Annotated in this window: 19 protein-coding genes, 2 pseudogenes and 1 riboswitch; of the genes and pseudogenes, 9 read left to right on the forward strand and 12 right to left on the reverse strand. The window is 41.3% G+C overall.

Going from position 1 to position 16,743, the window contains the following annotated elements; all coding sequences use genetic code 11:
• Nucleotides 1–95 precede the first annotated feature (95 nt).
• From IKW96_RS00055 to IKW96_RS00090, 8 genes are all read left to right on the forward strand, one after another.
• Entirely contained in the window at nt 96–293 is a 198-nt protein-coding gene (locus IKW96_RS00055) for a DUF4177 domain-containing protein (RefSeq protein ID WP_296568692.1), read from the forward strand.
• Between the two features lie 80 nt (nt 294–373).
• Nucleotides 374–664 (forward strand): isochorismatase family protein, encoded by a 291-nt coding sequence (locus tag IKW96_RS00060; RefSeq protein ID WP_296568695.1) that lies wholly within the window; start codon nt 374–376, stop codon nt 662–664.
• On the forward strand, nt 651–1,154 hold the full coding sequence (locus tag IKW96_RS00065; protein ID WP_296568699.1) for a recombinase family protein: 504 nt from the start codon (nt 651–653) through the stop codon (nt 1,152–1,154). The genes IKW96_RS00060 and IKW96_RS00065 overlap by 14 nt, the downstream gene beginning before the upstream one ends.
• 217 nt (nt 1,155–1,371) lie before the next feature.
• A riboswitch (Fluoride riboswitch) is annotated at nt 1,372–1,443 on the forward strand.
• Between the two features lie 40 nt (nt 1,444–1,483).
• Nucleotides 1,484–2,686, forward strand: a complete 1,203-nt coding sequence (locus IKW96_RS00070) for a cation:proton antiporter (protein ID WP_296568702.1) — start codon at nt 1,484–1,486, stop codon at nt 2,684–2,686.
• Nucleotides 2,683–3,003 (forward strand): hypothetical protein, encoded by a 321-nt coding sequence (locus IKW96_RS00075; protein ID WP_296568705.1) that lies wholly within the window; start codon nt 2,683–2,685, stop codon nt 3,001–3,003. The genes IKW96_RS00070 and IKW96_RS00075 overlap by 4 nt, the downstream gene beginning before the upstream one ends.
• A gap of 84 nt (nt 3,004–3,087) precedes the next feature.
• The gene (locus IKW96_RS00080; protein ID WP_296568708.1) at nt 3,088–3,201 is read left to right on the forward strand and encodes a chromate transporter; all 114 of its coding nucleotides are present in this window, start codon (nt 3,088–3,090) and stop codon (nt 3,199–3,201) included.
• 68 nt (nt 3,202–3,269) lie between these two features.
• The gene (locus IKW96_RS00085; protein WP_296568710.1) at nt 3,270–3,506 is read left to right on the forward strand and encodes a chromate transporter; all 237 of its coding nucleotides are present in this window, start codon (nt 3,270–3,272) and stop codon (nt 3,504–3,506) included.
• 44 nt (nt 3,507–3,550) lie between these two features.
• Nucleotides 3,551–4,087 carry a GNAT family N-acetyltransferase gene (locus tag IKW96_RS00090; protein ID WP_296568713.1) on the forward strand — a complete coding sequence of 179 codons (537 nt, stop codon included), beginning with the start codon at nt 3,551–3,553 and terminating at the stop codon, nt 4,085–4,087.
• Nucleotides 4,088–4,259: 172 nt separating this feature from the next.
• On the opposite strand, the gene IKW96_RS00095 is transcribed toward IKW96_RS00090, so the two are convergent.
• The 9 genes and pseudogenes from IKW96_RS00095 to IKW96_RS00135 form a co-directional block, all read right to left on the reverse strand.
• On the reverse strand, nt 4,260–5,408 hold the full coding sequence (locus IKW96_RS00095; RefSeq protein WP_367112936.1) for a cation diffusion facilitator family transporter: 1,149 nt from the start codon (nt 5,406–5,408) through the stop codon (nt 4,260–4,262).
• Nucleotides 5,409–5,450: 42 nt separating this feature from the next.
• Nucleotides 5,451–5,582: pseudogene (locus IKW96_RS00100) on the reverse strand (rubredoxin); the annotation flags it as partial.
• A gap of 120 nt (nt 5,583–5,702) precedes the next feature.
• Nucleotides 5,703–6,392, reverse strand: a pseudogene (locus tag IKW96_RS00105) (MBL fold metallo-hydrolase); the annotation flags it as partial.
• 70 nt (nt 6,393–6,462) lie between these two features.
• Complete coding sequence (locus IKW96_RS00110) at nt 6,463–6,645, reverse strand: HTH domain-containing protein (protein ID WP_296568719.1); 183 nt, start codon at nt 6,643–6,645, stop codon at nt 6,463–6,465.
• 142 nt (nt 6,646–6,787) lie between these two features.
• Nucleotides 6,788–7,372 carry a TetR/AcrR family transcriptional regulator C-terminal domain-containing protein gene (locus tag IKW96_RS00115; RefSeq protein ID WP_296568722.1) on the reverse strand — a complete coding sequence of 195 codons (585 nt, stop codon included), beginning with the start codon at nt 7,370–7,372 and terminating at the stop codon, nt 6,788–6,790.
• Between the two features lie 87 nt (nt 7,373–7,459).
• Nucleotides 7,460–8,329, reverse strand: coding sequence for an ATP-binding cassette domain-containing protein (locus IKW96_RS00120; RefSeq protein ID WP_296568725.1), 870 nt, complete (start codon nt 8,327–8,329; stop codon nt 7,460–7,462).
• Nucleotides 8,308–9,735, reverse strand: coding sequence for a hypothetical protein (locus IKW96_RS00125; protein WP_296568729.1), 1,428 nt, complete (start codon nt 9,733–9,735; stop codon nt 8,308–8,310). The genes IKW96_RS00120 and IKW96_RS00125 overlap by 22 nt, the downstream gene beginning before the upstream one ends.
• Before the next feature lie 442 nt (nt 9,736–10,177).
• Nucleotides 10,178–11,221: a site-specific integrase gene (locus tag IKW96_RS00130; RefSeq protein WP_296568733.1), complete on the reverse strand. Its 1,044-nt coding sequence runs from the start codon at nt 11,219–11,221 to the stop codon at nt 10,178–10,180.
• A 93-nt stretch (nt 11,222–11,314) separates the two neighbouring features.
• The gene (locus IKW96_RS00135) at nt 11,315–11,539 is read right to left on the reverse strand and encodes a hypothetical protein (RefSeq protein WP_072299724.1); all 225 of its coding nucleotides are present in this window, start codon (nt 11,537–11,539) and stop codon (nt 11,315–11,317) included.
• Here IKW96_RS00135 and IKW96_RS00140 point away from each other — a divergent pair.
• Nucleotides 11,514–12,614 carry a helix-turn-helix domain-containing protein gene (locus IKW96_RS00140; RefSeq protein ID WP_296568736.1) on the forward strand — a complete coding sequence of 367 codons (1,101 nt, stop codon included), beginning with the start codon at nt 11,514–11,516 and terminating at the stop codon, nt 12,612–12,614. The two genes, IKW96_RS00135 and IKW96_RS00140, sit on opposite strands and share 26 nt — an antisense overlap.
• A gap of 145 nt (nt 12,615–12,759) precedes the next feature.
• Here IKW96_RS00140 and IKW96_RS00145 read toward each other — a convergent pair whose 3' ends face one another.
• From IKW96_RS00145 to IKW96_RS00155, 3 genes are all read right to left on the reverse strand, one after another.
• Complete coding sequence (locus IKW96_RS00145) at nt 12,760–13,536, reverse strand: PhzF family phenazine biosynthesis isomerase (RefSeq protein ID WP_296568741.1); 777 nt, start codon at nt 13,534–13,536, stop codon at nt 12,760–12,762.
• Between the two features lie 14 nt (nt 13,537–13,550).
• Entirely contained in the window at nt 13,551–14,141 is a 591-nt protein-coding gene (locus tag IKW96_RS00150) for a sugar O-acetyltransferase (RefSeq protein ID WP_296568743.1), read from the reverse strand.
• A 461-nt stretch (nt 14,142–14,602) separates the two neighbouring features.
• Entirely contained in the window at nt 14,603–16,486 is a 1,884-nt protein-coding gene (locus tag IKW96_RS00155; protein WP_296568746.1) for a M4 family metallopeptidase, read from the reverse strand.
• Nucleotides 16,487–16,743: the final 257 nt, after the last annotated feature.

Genomic DNA, 16,743 nt, shown 5'->3' on the forward strand with positions numbered 1-16,743 from the left:
ATATGAGACTGATAAACTTGATTGAAGACAGATCTGTCTATATAATGCGATAAGTAGGTTACTTTCCTAAATCGAAATCTGTAGGAGGATTAAATATGGATAATTTCGAATATAAAGTGGTCGTGTATGATACAAAAGGTTTTTGGGGAGGAAGCGTTGAGTCAAATCAACTTGAAAGCAAACTAAATCTTCTTGGTTGTGATGGATGGGAGCTAGTAAGTTGTACTTCTACAAACCAAAGCTATGGTTCATCCAAAAGCATAGTTTGTATATTTAAGCGAAAGAGGAATTGATAAAGGAGAAAATGATGATACTGTTAGTTGTAGATACACAAAAGGGCTGATTTGATGAAAGGCTGTATTCGTTTGAAACTGTGAGAAAAAATATAAAGCAATTAATAACTGTAGCGAGAGAGAATCAGATTGAAGTTGTATATGTTCAGCATGATGATGGTCCGGGAACTGATCTCGATAAGTCTGCGGATAACTATGAAATATATGAGGAATTTGCACCGAGAAGCAGTGAAAAGCGTTTTGAAAAGAATGTGAATAGTGCTTTTCATCCTGTGACAAGCTTAACAAAATATCTTCTCGCTAAAGGAGAAAAAGATATCGACAGAACATCAAGTGACAGCCAGACAGGAAGCTATTATGGAGCAATATAAGGTTGAGCGTGTATTTGCTGAGAAGATGTCCGGCAAGAATGCCAATCGCCCTGAGCTTAAATCTATGCTTGAATATGTACGTGAAGGTGATACCCTGTACATCGAAAGTATAAGCAGGCTCGGAAGATCCATCAGAGACCTGCTGAACATCATTGATATCCTTCAGAAAAAAGGAGTAACGCTTGTCAGCAGTAAAGAGAATATTGACACCAATACTCCGCAGGGACGTTTTGTCCTGTCAATATTCGCAGCACTCTCAGAGCTTGAACGCGAACAGACATTACAGCGTCAACGCGAGGGTATTGCTATTGCCAAGTCTCAGGGAAAGTATAAAGGCAGACAGCCTATCTCAGTAAACTGGGAAAACTTCGCTCAGCTGTATGAGCAATGGAAATCAGGAAAGATTACTGCTATTGAGTTCCGTAAGCGTATGAAGTTAAACAAAAACACATTCTATCGCAGGGTCAGAGAATATGAGAGCAAACTATAATGAGAAAGCCAGTGCAGCAAATACTGCACTGGCTCTATTCCCAATAGGGTGTCAATTATTTTTGCAACGTTTCAAAAGCCGATATACCACTTATACGGAACATTTTTTTACTGTTTCAATAGGGCTTAGTCTATTGAAAATCCTATAATAGCATCCATCCAAAAGACTGTAAACCACTTGACATAGCATGTAATGAGTGATATAATGTAATAAGAAAATTTCATAAGGGAATGATGTTCTCCCTTGGGAAACCAGAACCGCTTATCAAGCTGATGACTTCTGCATTTTTACGCAGAAGCTGTCGGCTTTTTTATTTTGGAGGAAACACTATGCTTTTATCTCTTGCGATCATTTTTCTTTTAGGCTTTTCAGCAGCAGCTATCTTTGAGAAGATAGGTTTGCCGCGTATCATAGGTATGCTTGGAGTCGGAATAATTATAAGTCCATATGTACTTGATATGCTTGACAGTTCGATACTCGGTATATCATCTGAGCTTCGGCAAATAGCTCTTATCATAATACTCATCAAAGCGGGACTTTCGCTTAATCTATCAGATCTGAAAAAAGTAGGCAGACCTGCGGTGCTGATGTCATTTGTTCCGGCTTGTCTTGAGATCGTTGGGTACACATTATTCGCACCGTTTCTGCTTGACGTAAGCAGAATTGAAGCGGCTGTTATGGGAGCTGTACTCAGTGCGGTATCACCTGCAGTCGTAGTTCCAAGAATGGTAAAGCTTATAGAGGAGAAGCGAGGTACTGAAAAAAGCATACCTCAGATGATACTTGCGGGAGCTTCATGCGATGATGTATTCGTGATAGTTCTTTTTTCAACATTTGTAACAATGGCGCAGGGCGGTTCTGCCAAAGGTGTAGATTTTCTGAATATCCCCATATCAATAATTCTTGGAGTGTTACTCGGAACGGTTGCAGGAATAAGCTTGTATCTATTATTTGAGAGCGCATATCTGCATAATCATAAGATAAGAAACAGTACTAAAGCCATAATCATACTTGGAACTGCATTTCTACTGATGTCTGTTGAAACTCTTGTGAAGCCATATGTCGCGATATCGGGATTGCTTGCAGTCGTAGCTATGGCGTGTGTTATCAAACTAAAATCTGACAAAAGCGTATCTTCACGTTTATCTGAGAAATACGGCAAGCTTTGGATAGGAGCAGAGGTCGTATTGTTCGTACTTGTAGGTGCTGCTGTTGATGTGCGTTACACGCTTGCGGCAGGAGTTCCTGCTCTACTTATGATATTTATTGCACTTGCTTTCAGAGCAGTTGGTGTTATTTTATGTCTACTTGGGACAAAAATGACCATAAAAGAAAGGCTTTTCTGCATAATCGCTTATCTTCCGAAAGCAACTGTACAGGCTGCTATTGGCTCGATTCCGCTATCGCTTGGACTCCCGTGCGGAAAAACTGTATTATCAGTAGCAGTGCTTGCTATACTTATCACAGCTCCTCTCGGCGCTATCGGAATTGACCGTACAAGCTATAGGATACTTGAAAAGGAGAAGTCATGAAAGAGCTTAGATTTAATGAGAAGGTATTACTGAAACCTCAGCGTTCATTATATATCCCATTGAACGAAGGAATCTATAAGCTAAAAATAAAAGTATATCAAGGAAGAATCAGAATAAACCACGGAGTCTATACTCCCGATGGCGGAACATGGCTTGATAGCTCCTCGGGAAGAAAAGCTCATTATGATTTTAAGGCAGGAGATACTTCGTATATTACCATTGATATTAAGACCTCATTTAACAAAACAGACAGATTAAACGTTGTTGTACCAAGTTTGTTCCATTCTTCTGAGTTCTGTATTGATATATGTACATGAGCTGTATGTTCTTATTCTGCCTTCAGAGCAGAAATAATTGACACGTACAGTTTGTAGTGATATACTGATTAATGGTGATTAACTATGAATAAAAATCTAGATTTGTTCCTTACCTTTATGAAGATAGGAGCGTTCACCTTTGGCGGCGGTTATGCGATGATCGCCATGATACAGTATGAAGCTGAACGGCACGACTGACTTACACAGGCGGAGCTTGTTGACTTCGTAGCTCTCAGCGAAAGTACACCTGGCCACTGGCAGTCAATATGGCTACATTCATAGGTATCAGGACAGGCGGTGTCCTTGGTGCTGTTATTGCAACACTTGGTATAGTGCTACCGTCTTTTATCATAATCCTTATCACCGCTAAGTGCTTTGAGAAGTTTAAAGACAGCAAAGCGGTCAAAGGCGTGATGTCCGGATTAAAGCCTGCCGTAGTCGGAATGATCGGCACAGCATTTCTTTCTGTCGGAGTTGGAGCAGGGTATGGACTTGGATTATAACTGGCAACCGTTTTTTACTATGAAAACTTAAAGGAGACCTAAACATGACAGAAGTACAGCTTGTTCCATTGGAAGTATCAGACCGTGGGCAGTTTATTAAAGATAATCAGGAAGCCTTCAACTATGGTGCAATGGAGGAATTTGGTCTTCGTGATGCTCATTTTGAAAACAAAGATGACGAGCAGATTATTTCCAGCAAAACCATAGAAGCCTGCATTGACACGGGTGAAGCATACCGTATCTTTGCTGACGGTATAATTGTCGGAGGCGCAGTTATAAAAGTCTCAGGCTTTCACGGCGATCTTGAACTGCTTTTCATAAAGCCGGAAGTCCACAGCAAAGGTATCGGATATGCGGCATGGTGTGCGATAGAGAAACTGCATCCGGAGGTAACTATCTGGGAGACATTCACTCCCTACTTTGAAACACGAAATATCCATTTTTACGTCAACCGCTGCGGATTCCATATCGTAGAATATCTCAACAAGCATCATCCGGGAGATTTCCCTGCGAATGAATTCGATAGCGATGATCCTCAGTTTCCTGCGGGAATGTTCAGGTTTGAAAAGCATATAAAATAAAAACATCATCGTACCACTAATACATTGATGGATGCTCTATCTATTCACTTCTCAATGCGGAACATCACACCTGATTTCTATGAGGAGATAGTCGATTTATTATAATAAGAAAACCAGCTCCGTGAGGAGCTGGCCTTTTTTTGTATCGTTATACTGTCTTTCGTCTTGTGCTTTATTCCTCAGAAAAATCAGTGTCCAGAGTAATCTGTAACTGATAATCGGGAAATGCTTTCTGAACATCAGAAACTATCGTCTGATATGCGTCTCTGCGGTTTGGAGCATCAAAGCTGATAACCACATCGAAACGGATATTGTTTGTTTCTTTTGTAAGGTAGAAACCGTGCATCTGCAAAACGTTTTCGTGTGAGAATACGATATCACGAACCTTTTGCTCAATGGCTTTTGCTTCATCGTCTTTGGTGTTGATCGAATACACGCCGATTGCGGTAAGAATGACCTGATGCTGACTGTATACTTTCATTTGTATCTCACGGATAAGACGGTCTAATTGGTCTGCTGAATAGGTATCGGGAACTTCGATATGAACAGAGCCGTTCCATGCATCCGGACCGTAGTTGTTCAGTACGAGATCATATGCTCCCTCAACGCCCTCAAACTCAGTGACAGTCTGCTTTATGCTCTTTGCAAGATCAGGATCACTGCGTTCGCCGAGTATCTGCGAGATAGTATCTTTCAGCATCTCAATGCCCGATTTGATGATAACAAGCGAGATGATAGCACCAAGCCATGCTTCAAGCGACAGACCGAAGATCATGAATATCACGGCTGCTACAAGCGTAGAAGCAGAGATGATCGAATCAAGTGTTGCATCTTCGCCAGAATTTACGAGGGAATCGGAATTGACTTTTGTGCCTACACTTTTCACATATCTGCCAAGCACGATCTTGACCACAACAGCAACACCGACGATCACAAGCGATGCGATTGAATATTCGGGAGTCTGCGGCGATATGATCTTCTTTACCGATTCGATAAATGACGTTACACCTGCATATAGTACGATGACAGATATTATCATAGCACTCAAGTATTCAATACGACCATAACCGAAAGGATGCTTTTTATCAGGTTCACGACCTGCAAGCTTTGTACCGATTATCGTGATTAGCGAACTTCCGGCATCGGAAATGTTGTTGACCGCATCAAGAACTATGGCAATTGAGTGCGTCATAATACCGATCACAGCCTTGAACGCTGCAAGGAACACATTTGCTATGATTCCGATGATACTTGTTTTGATAATGGTCTTTTCTCTGGATGAATCGTTTACAATTGATACTTCTGATAATTCATTACTCATAGGCATTCAGCCACCTTTTGCTAAGATTTTTGTGCATGGCTGTTAAGCCTTATTGAACTTATCCTTGCCCTGCTTACATCTCGGACATTTCCAGTCATCAGGTAAGTCCTCAAATGCAACGCCGTCATGCTCGGCAGGATCATACACATATCCGCAGATGGAACAGACATACTTGCCGCTTGCCTGCTGAGCAGAAAAATCTACCTCTGCAAGTACAGTTGGAACGGGATTATCCAGATCCATGACACGCTTTGCTTCAAGGTTCTCATAACCCTGCGGTGTATGCGTACCGCAGTAAACAGTAGGATTGTTTCTGACAAACTCACGCACACGGTCAAGTGTTTCTCTTGCCGCTGAGAGATCATCAAATACTATGGAAAGCTTGTTCTCATAGAGAGCTTCGTCAACATAGGTAATATCGCCGTGAAGCATATAGAACAGTCCTTCGTTTTCAACGATAATTATGCTGTTGCCGTTGGTGTGTCCTTTTGCCTTGATGAGATAAACACCCTCCGCGATCTTCTGGCTTTCGGGGAAGTTGTGATACGCTCCGTCCGTAAAGTTAACAGGCACGATGTTATCAAGTCCCTGCAATTCAGCGGCAGAAACTTCATCGGCGTTCACATATATCTTCGCATTAGGGAAAGACTTCAGCTCCCCTGAATGATCTGCGTGTTTGTGAGTAAGCAGAATCTTTGTGACCTGTTCGGGCTTGTAGCCGAGAGCCTTGAAAGCGTCCATATAGCTTGAAATATCCTTGCCCGTATAGAGCGGGCTGTTCTCGTCGGGAACTTCTTCGGGCGTTCCGGCAGTCAGTCCGGTGTCAACAAGGATAACCTCCTTGCCCGTGTCGATCAGATAGTTCTGCAAACTGCCGCGATAGCGGATATTCTTGTCAAACTTTTCCGCACCGTCCTCGCCGCCGAATACGAATGGCTGAGAATAAAATCCGTCTTTTCTGAATTTAACTGCTTCGATTTCCATAATATAGCTCCTTTCAGATCATCTTTAAGCAAAGGGCTGTCGATAGCCGACCGACAGCCCAATATCGTTCTTATTTTTCAGCAGGCTCCCACTTGCATCTCACGGGAGATACGATAGAACCATCCTTCTTCATTGCGGTCATGGTCTTGTCAACAACCTTGCGGTCAAGACCTGTCAGCTCGGCGATCTTTCCTGCGTTCAGCGGTTCGCCTGCCTTCTTCATTGCTTCGAGTATATTCTGCTTTTCGTCCATGATATATACCTCCTGTGTTTCATTTGTCGCATACCGTCATGTCGTATGCGATTTATAAACTCATTATATACCTATAAAGCAGGAAATACAAGCTATAATAATGCCCGGATATCTCATAATGAGACATTCAGGCAAAATTCTCTCATTTTATATCCAGATACTTTTTTAACGGCTCAGGTACAGCCTTTTCAAACAGCTCAGCAAGATGATCTGCTGTACTGTCAAATTCCCCAAGCAGCCATTGGCAGGTGATCTGTACCGTGCCAAATACATACAATCTTACGTAGACTTCAAGGTCATGAGAAAGCTCCTTCATTGATGAGTTTTTCAGAACGCAGTCGGTGATATGCCCTATATTTGCATCTGCAAAGTATCGCACAAATGAATCCATACCGCTTGTATGCAGAAGGAGATTTTTCATGTACTTTCTGTTTTCATCAAAGAATCGCATACAGTCGGTCAGGATACGTATCCACTCATATCCTGACCTACCGAAGTTAACTATGATCTCCGAGGTGCGCTGAACATAGTCATAGGCGATCAGATCATATTTGTCCTTGAAGTGGCGATAGAATGTTGCAGGAGAATAATCGCAGTTATATACGATATCCTTAATGGTTATCTTGTCTATTGGAACTGTCTCGGCAAGCTCACGGAAGGACTCGGCGAGTATTTCTTTGGCAGTCTTGCGTTTCATGGTAACACCTCGGTCATTTGTTTTTACCATTATACCATACCACCGGAGAAAGGTCAATCAGCAGAACTAATGATGCTGTCGTTTCCGTGAAATTCTTTTCCTTTACATCCACAAGCATCAAAGTGCCATTGCTTTTTTCAGATACTCCGCCGTTTTCGACCGCTCACATTTCAGCAGTTCTTCCGGCGTACCGCAGAACATGACCTGTCCGCCGTTTGAGCCACCCTCCGGCCCCATGTCTATGATGTAGTCAGCCTGTGCGATGAGTTCAAGGCGATGCTCTACAATAATGACCGTGTTGCCGTTCTGAACGAGCTTTCGCAGGAGTGCAAGGAGCTTTTCAATATCCTTGCCATGAAGTCCCGTACTCGGCTCATCAAGGACATAAACCTCGCCCTGTTTGTGCAGTTCACTTGCGAGTTTCACGCGCTGTACCTCGCCGCCCGAAAGCGTACTTGTGGGCTGTCCGAGCGTGAGATAACCAAGACCTACGTCTATCATGCTTTGCAGTGCAGAGCGAATCTTTTTGCTGTCAAAGAAGTCCATCGCCTGCTCAATCGTCAGGCTCAAGACCTCCTCGATGTTCATTCCTTTGTAAGTATAGGAAAGCGCAGTCGGATTATAGCGATGACCGCCGCATTCTTCGCACGGCACAACAACAGGCTCGGCAAACGCCATATCGTAGGTGATCTGTCCCGTCCCCTTGCAGACCGTGCATCCTCCCTTTGAATTGTAACTGAACCAGCTTGCAGTCACGCCGTTTTCCTTGCCGAACAGCTTTCGTATTTCGTCCATTACGCCTGTGTAGGTCGCCGGAGTGGAACGGATCGAAGTGCCTATCGCTTTCTGGTCGATTACGATAGCATTGGGATTACGGCGTACAAATTCATGGCAAACAAGCGAGCTTTTGCCCGAACCTGCAACACCCGTAACAGCAGTCAGAACGCCCTTCGGTATGGTCACGGTCACTTTTTCAGATTGTGACAATGGGCGTTTTCTATCAGGAAGCCATCCGACCATTTCAGCGGTGATGTATTTAGCTGTATCTTCTGCTTCATCATCTGCGCTGTCAGTGTATCCGCAGATCTCAAGCCGTTCAGATCACCCTCATACACGATCCTGCCGCCCTGTGTTCCCGCATTTTCGCCAAGCTCGATGATATGGTCAGCAAGTTCTATCATCTGACGGCTGTGCTCCACGATGAACACGTTATTGTGCTTGTCGCGCAGATCAATGAGCAGTTTCCCGATACGCTCCGCATCAGCAGGGTGAAGCCCCGCAGTCGGCTCATCGAAGATGTAGGTTATGTTGGAAAGACTGCTGCCGAGGTTTCGCACCATTTTGATACGCTGTAATTCACCGCCCGAAAGCGTATCTGTTCTTCTTGAAAAAGAAAGATAGCCGATACCCACATCTATCATTCTTTGGATATACGCCCAGATTTGCTTTGCAAGGGAAATCCCTCTCGGCTCGGTGATCTTATCAAGCACAGGCAGAAGCTCGGTCACGGTCATATCCATATAATCTACGATATTCCGCCCGTTGATCTTTGAAGCGAGTGCGGCAGGATTCAAGCCCGTACCGCCGCAAGTCGGACAATGCCCTTTCTCCACAAGCGACATGATCTCGTCCTGCAAGCTCTGTTTGAGCTTTGTGATGTCACGGCGGAGATACAGCCGATAGAAACGAGGTATAACGCCCTCATAGTCAACCTTATCCACACGCCCCGTATTGTTGGAGCGTATCTCGACCTGTACTTTCTCTTTTGCGCCGAATTTGAGTATCTCCATTTCCTCCGCTGAGAAGTCACGCAGTTTCTTGTGCGGATCAAGCAGAGGATTGTTCTGATACAGGTAAGTCTGCCAGCCTGCCGAGAACTGACTGAACTGCAAAGCACCCTCTGCAAGTGTTTTATCCATATCGAACATTTTGTCCTCGATCAGAACGAGCTGTTCACCGATACCCGTGCAGTCGGGACACATACCCATCGGGTGATTGAAGCTGTACGCCATCGAACCGCCTGCCGATGGCTGACCGATACGGGAAAACAGCAATCGCACAAGCGGAGCAACGTCTATCGCCGTGCCGACCGTTGAGCGTGAACTTGCACCCATAGCCCGCTGATCTACCATGATCGACGGTGTGAGGTTTCGTATTTCCTCTACTTTCGGGCGTTCGTAGTGGGGCATCTTGTTACGCAGAAACAGCGGATAGGAGCTTTGCCATTCTCTTGCACTCTCCACCGCTATCGTATCAAAGGCAAGTGAGCTTTTCCCAGAACCCGACACGCCTGCAAATACCACAAGCTGTCCTTTCGGTATCGTGACGCTGATGTGCTTCAGGTTGTTTTCATGTGCGCCGATGATCTCAATATTGTCGTTTTGTTTGTTCATTTCTGCGCCTCCTACAAGATACTTATCCAATGTAATATAGGTCAATTATATCATATCACAGTTGAAAGGTCAATCAGCAGAAGGGACTCTCTCTTCAGACTGTAGCTTCTTCATCCTCTACCAGCAGAATAACCTAGTTTATCATAAAAAGACCAGCTCCTTTACTGGAGCTGTCTTAACTATAACATTATATCGCCTTTTCTTCGTGTGAATTTCGTGTGAATTCGTGTGAAAAACGCCTGTTTTTTCTTCACACGAATCTACAAAAATGCATTTAAAACTGTTTTCTACAGGCATGAGAAAAGCCTGTATTTCGGTGTTTTTCTCGAAATACAGGCTTCTTAAAAAAAGCGGACAGAGAGGGATTCGAAGCTTCACACTTCACCCAAATGTCCCTATTTTAAGCCTTTTCAACGTAATTCGTGTGACGCTCGTGTGATTTTTAAGCACTTTTAACTGTGCTGTTGATAGCATTTACAAAGAAGTTATCAATGAGCGTCTGATATTCCTTTTCTTTGACAGCAGTTGTATGAGTATAAACCGATTTCATAACGTTGTCAGTTGCCCAACCTCCAAGCTTCTGGATGTAGTCTCCAGGGATGCCTAAATCATTAAGCGTGGTTGCAAATTCATGACGGAGCTTATGGAAGGTTATGTTGAATCCATTCTGCTCCATTAAGGCGTTGAACTTCCTTCGGATAGTTTCGTAGTGGTAGGTAACTATAAAATCCGTATCCTTTTCATGTGGAATCTGCTGAATAAGATTAAGTAGATAAGCTGGAAGCGGATTAGTACGTGTGCTTTCCTCAGTCTTATTTTGGTCACGGACTACATCTCTGCCATCAAGACATATCCTTGCTCTGCATACGGTAATATACTTGCCGTCCTCAGAAATATCCCTGAACTGCAATCCTCTAACTTCGCTTATTCTGAGCGATAGCCACATTGCAAGCATACAAGGCAACTCTATATCCGTACCGATAATTGCTTTAAGTACTGCTGTTGCATCGGGAATAGACTTCTTCTTGCCCTTTTCTTGCGGTATTGTGATCTTTTTTATCTTCAGCTCAATGTCCTGTGCTTCAAGAACGCTTTTAAGCAACGATACCGATGACTTTATAGACTTTCGGCTCAGTCTCTTGGAATCATAGTTTACAGCCTTCTGAACGTCATTCAGCTTGACTTCATGAATGTTCATATCCATGATGAACTGTAAACGTGAGTTCATGATGATCTTATAGCCTCTTATTGTAGACGGAGAAAGAATGTTATCCCTTGCTTCAATGTACTGAGAAAAAGCCTGCCTTACAGTCATTCTTTTGGAATCCACGTTAATAGCATTGTTCTCAATATACTCATCAGCAAGTTTGATTGCTTCCCATTCCTTGTCAGATGTGAAGGATTTTACGATACGTTTTCCGTTTTCATCCTTGCCGACAACGACCTGTGTACGATAGCTACCCGAAGGTAATTTTACAGCTTTCATGTATCTTCCTTTCCCTAAGGAAAAGGTAATATCATTCGTCATGATAATATGATACCACCTTTTCCTGAATTTGTCCAGTAGTTTTTTCTATTTTCACATAGCAAGAAGCTCATCAAGCTCCATGCTGTTTACAGTAAGAAAGTTATCGATTTTTTCAAGTGTGATGTTTCGTGCGTTCTTGTCGTAGTCCCTGAGTGTTCGCTCACATACTCTTAAATAAGCTGCAAGCTCGGTATCAGATACATCTTTAAGATTTTGCCAGTAACGTATCTTACACCATATCTTTTTGTAAATGGTGATTCTTTTTTCTTTTTTCATAATTACATATGTCTGTGCCTTTGCAAATGCTGAAGGTGGTTATCTTATATTCGGTATCAGTGATAAAAACGGATGTGCTTCAGAGATATGCGGTATAGATATTCCTAATAATAACACAGATAAATTTGAACTAGATAGACGAAATGATCTTGCAGGTATTCAGCCTAAATCACCTTCAATCAGTTTTTGTTTTGTTCCGCTTGTAAGCGGAAAATACGTAGTCATTATTCATGTCAAACATGATGGCTTTGCTCCTTATCTTCACATAGAAGATGAGAAGAATTATCAAGCTTTCAGGCGCGCTGGAAATAAAAAAGCTTCAATGACTTATACGGAGTTGAGAAATATGTTCAATCAGTCGCTATCTCTCGATAAAGAAATATATAATTACCGTAAGGAGCGAATACAGTATTACTTTGAACAATCTGAAGACGAGAACGATAAATATTCAAGATTCCTGTTGCTACATATTATTCCAGAAACGTTTACTGATACAAGCTTTAATAAGAATATGTATGTTTTAAACAGAAAGAACCGCTATGATTTTCCTTCAATATTTCACGATTTTACATACGGCACCCGAATGAATCCATGTGTTGATGGATTAAGATTTTTACCGGATAATGATAACGTTTCAAAATCTGAATGCTATATTAATAATAATGGAATCATAGAGTGTTTTGAATCATTATCAGAGCGAGTTTCTTTTAGCAAAAATCAATTTCCCTCTGGCTTTTTTGCTCATAGAAGCTATTGGTATGAAATTAAGAACACAATAGACAGATACAGGAGAATTTTCCAAAATATAATAAAAGAAGAACGACTGTTTTTATGTATTTCCATTATTGGATGTAAAGGCTTACTTACTCAAGCACCAGAAAATGGTTATGACATTGATTCTCCTGGTGTAATTGATAGAAATAGGCTTATATGTAATCCTGTGGTATTAAACAACATTCATGATGATAATGAATATGATGGAATTATAAAGCTTTTACAAATAGAATATATGCAATCTCTTGGAATCCAAGATGATGCGAATTTGAATCATTTGATTAAAGATGTTTATGGATAATTCTTTATTTATATGGATTCTTTTATGTGTTATTTGACTACAAGTTATGATACTATAATGCCGCAGCATGAGCTGCGGTTTATTTATTCCAATCTCTTTCAAGAACAGTAAAAAGAAAGCACCGCCCGTAGGCGGCGCAGATAGTTTATAAACCAACAATGTCATTTATTGAGAAAAGTGCAGCTTTACCGGAGATAATGACCTTATCATCTGCACACTCACAGTACAGAATACCTGTACGATTGGAAGCTTGGAAAGCAGTTATACTGGGTTTGTTCAGACGTTTGCACCAGTATGGAGCGATCATGCAATGCGTTGAACCGGTCACAGGATCTTCGTTTATTCCATACTTAGGAACAAATACTCTTGAAACACAGTCGTATTCGGTACCTTTGGCAGTAACAGCAACACAAGCTCCATCCAGCTTTGATATAAGCTCCATATCCGGTTGTAAGTCTCGAACTTCGTCTTCATTTCTGAGAACGAACAGTATATCTCTGTCCTTGTATGCTGAAAGAGGTATAGTACCGAGCGCTTCAATCATGGTATCGGTTATTTCGATATGTTCCAGCTTATACGCAGGAAACTCCATTCTTACCAGATCATCAGATCTTCGAACGGTAAACCCACCGATCTGGCCGTAGAAGTTGAGAGTATCCGTATCCTGCTCCTGATAATTGAAGAGAACAAAAGCGGTAGCAAGAGTAGCGTGTCCGCAGAAGTCTATCTCACTCTTGGGAGTGAACCAGCGGATGTGATAGCGATCGTTCTCTTTTACTGCAAACGCAGTCTCCGATAGGTTGTTTTCAATAGCTATACTCTGCATGATGTGTTCACTTGGAAACGATTCCAGAACACATACAGCAGCAGGATTACCCGAGAATATTTTGTCAGTGAAAGCGTCAACGATGTATTGTTTCATAGTACGCTCCTAATTTACGGAATATATCCCGTTTTATCATTATCTGTTATTTCCCGTATCACTCTGCACGGCACTCCGGCGGCTATAACACCCGACGGTATTGACTTTGTTACAACACTTCCGGAGCCGATGATAGTATCACTGCCAATGGTTACACCTTGATTGATATTTACACCGCCGCCTATCCACACGTTATTTCCAATCTTGATAGGCTTTGCATAGCAAGCACCATTGATACGTTCCCAAGAATCAATAGCGTGATTTGAGGTATAAAGTCCCACTCTCGGACCAAGCAGAACATGACTACCGATCTCTATCTCCCCGCCGTCCAACATCACACAATCAAAGTTTGCATAGAAGTCATCGCCAATAGATATGTTATCCCCGAACTCACAGCGGAAAGTAGGCTCAAAATGAACATTATTTCCGACCGACTTCAGCAGCCTTCTCAGTATTTCCTCACGCACCTCCTGTGGCTTTCCAAAGCTCGCATTATATTCGTTCGTGAGAAACACCGTCAGTTCCCGTGCCTTGACCAGTTCGGGAGTAAGGTCATTGTACATCGCACCCGTCAGAATAATTTTTCTCTGATCTTCTAAGTTCATAATATCACCTGTCTTGTGTTTCATGTTTTATAAGATAATTATACCACTTTCCCCTCCGAAAAAGCAATAACAACATTCGTATTTTTTGGAAAAACTCAATCAATATTTCATCGTCATCATAAACAGAAACCATGTTGGGAAATGAATTATAGCGCCACTCCACTCCCTCCGTGTGGAGGGTAATATCATGAAGCTAAGAAAAAGTAAAATAGTCACAGGATCAGAAAAGATCTTGTGACTATTCTTTATGGATATATTGTGATTTTTTGCATAATAGATGACATCCGCCCCCGCATATGCGGGGACAAGTCTTATCTTATAATGTTATTTTTGCACTTAATCCAGCAAACTCTGATAGCTATCCACGACATTATGTAAAAACAAGGTATACCAATCTAAGGCATACCTTGTTTTTTCATTTTTAAATCACATCAAGAGCATTTTTATTCTTTAGAATATGATTAATAAATAACATAACCATATGCTGATCTTGCGCCGTTCCTGTTATAGTAAAGATCTTCGAGCAGCTTTCTGTCTGCGTTGTCAACCTTGTAGTCACCATTGATGTCAGCTGCATACTGACGCATACGTACATCGTGATTTTCTATTTCAGCATTTCCATTAATAATATTATTCATTGCATCCAAGTCATTTTTATCGATTACACCGTCTGCATTAACATCTCCAAGCTTAAGAGGCCTTTCAACCCATGCGAACGTGTAAATAGAAGTATCATTTTCTAAATAAAATCTGCCTGAAGAAGCATCAAATGTCATCTTGTTATCCCAGTGGATAACATTATAGCCGTCAGAATTGCAATCTGCATAATAGATTGTATTACCGATTACTCCATAAACAAATACACTATGTGACCATTCCCTACCCTTATAATTAATATTAAGACGGAGATGATCACCGGGCTGAGGAGTATATGAAAGATCTGCACTCTGAACAAATGTATTTGTTCCATAATAATCTTCCTGAATCTTCTTAGCAAAACCTGCACACTGATAATACGGTTCTTCATTCTCCCAATTTGAATCAGAAAAATCAGAAAAAGCAGTTGGCCCCATAGGAAGAGATGTTGATTTATCATAATATATTTTTTGTGTGCTTGTTGTATTTGGATCTCCTGTATTCCAGTATTCTCCTTCAGGGAACTTAGATCGTTCAGCTCTTAAAAAATAGTAAGACATACTTTTAGAATCTTCTGCTGATGCCTGTGAAAGTCTTGTTCGATGAGTAACATTAACTTCATCAAATGCCTGCTCAATTATTGAAATCATCTTATTATTTGAGCTTCCGTAATATCTTGTAGCAGCTTCTACAACAGCATTACGGCAGTCATGGAATGTTGCATTTTCTACATCACCTGTATAATACTGCATAGAATTATACCATATATCAGCCAATTCTTCCTTAGGAATGCCTCTGTCATACATCAGAGATGCTGCACGGTCAATAACTGTAGTGCCAAGATAACAAGCGTTCATATACTTCTGATATGGATTGTTTTCTTTAAGCATATCAATATCGCACATATAATCATAGTAATCATCATAGAAGTTAACAAATGCGCAATCATAAAGCTTATTTTTATTTTCCTTAGGATTCCTCATATTTCTGAGTGAGTAAATCATATTGCTTTCACTGTTATCTTTAAAAATATCTCCTGCAACCATCCAGTCCGGATTATCTTCACAGAGTTCACCAAGGATATCACAGTAAGCTTCCATAAGAGCTTCTGTCTCTGTTTTCCCTGATTTAGGTATCCATCCAAGTTTTTGTGTAAGAATAAAATGCGTAAATTCATGACCGATTACGCCTCTGTCAAAACCCATGCTGTATGTATCGTCATTTCCTTTACCAAGACCGATCCAGTTCATACTAATAAAAGAACCAAGACCTCTGCCTTTTACAAAGTTGTTTGAGCTTGCATATCCAGGCTGGTCATACTCAAATACATAAAACATTGGATTTCCGCTTTTGCTGAAATCAAAATCTGTATGACCGCGTCTTTCGAAAAAGTCATAAACTTTCTCTACGTTGTTCATGATCTTAACTTTTGTATTCCATGTTGAAGCATCTTTAACTTGATTTCTTTTCAACGGATCCAGATTTGACGGTGGACGATAATCTCCACTGCCTGCACCGTCATATACTTGGTTAACTCCGTCGCTTACTATGCAGATGTTTCTTTCGTGGTCAACTAACTCCTGATACTTCATACTATTTTCCGGCCTGAAATAACCTGCTGCCTGTGCAACAATTGCATTCGGCATTGCTGCTGCGATCGTGCAAACTGACATAGCTGAAGCTGCGATTTTTACAATTCTTTTTTTCATTTTTTCCACTCCTGTAAATATATTTTTTGTTCTATACGAAGAGCTTCTTTTCATAAAAAACATATACTATTCCTTATCAGTTGCTGCTCGTTTATGAACATTTTAAATATAACATACTGTAAAACAGAAAACTACTCAAATATTGCTATTATATGTTTTATGTTTATATAGTAAATCTTTCAATCAGCGGTAAATAAATATAAACCGCTTTTCAAAACAGCAAAAAATGGTAAATGAGAATCTGCATTTAAATAATT

This window comes from Ruminococcus sp. (assembly GCF_017549005.1).
Lineage (GTDB): Bacteria > Bacillota > Clostridia > Oscillospirales > Ruminococcaceae > Ruminococcus.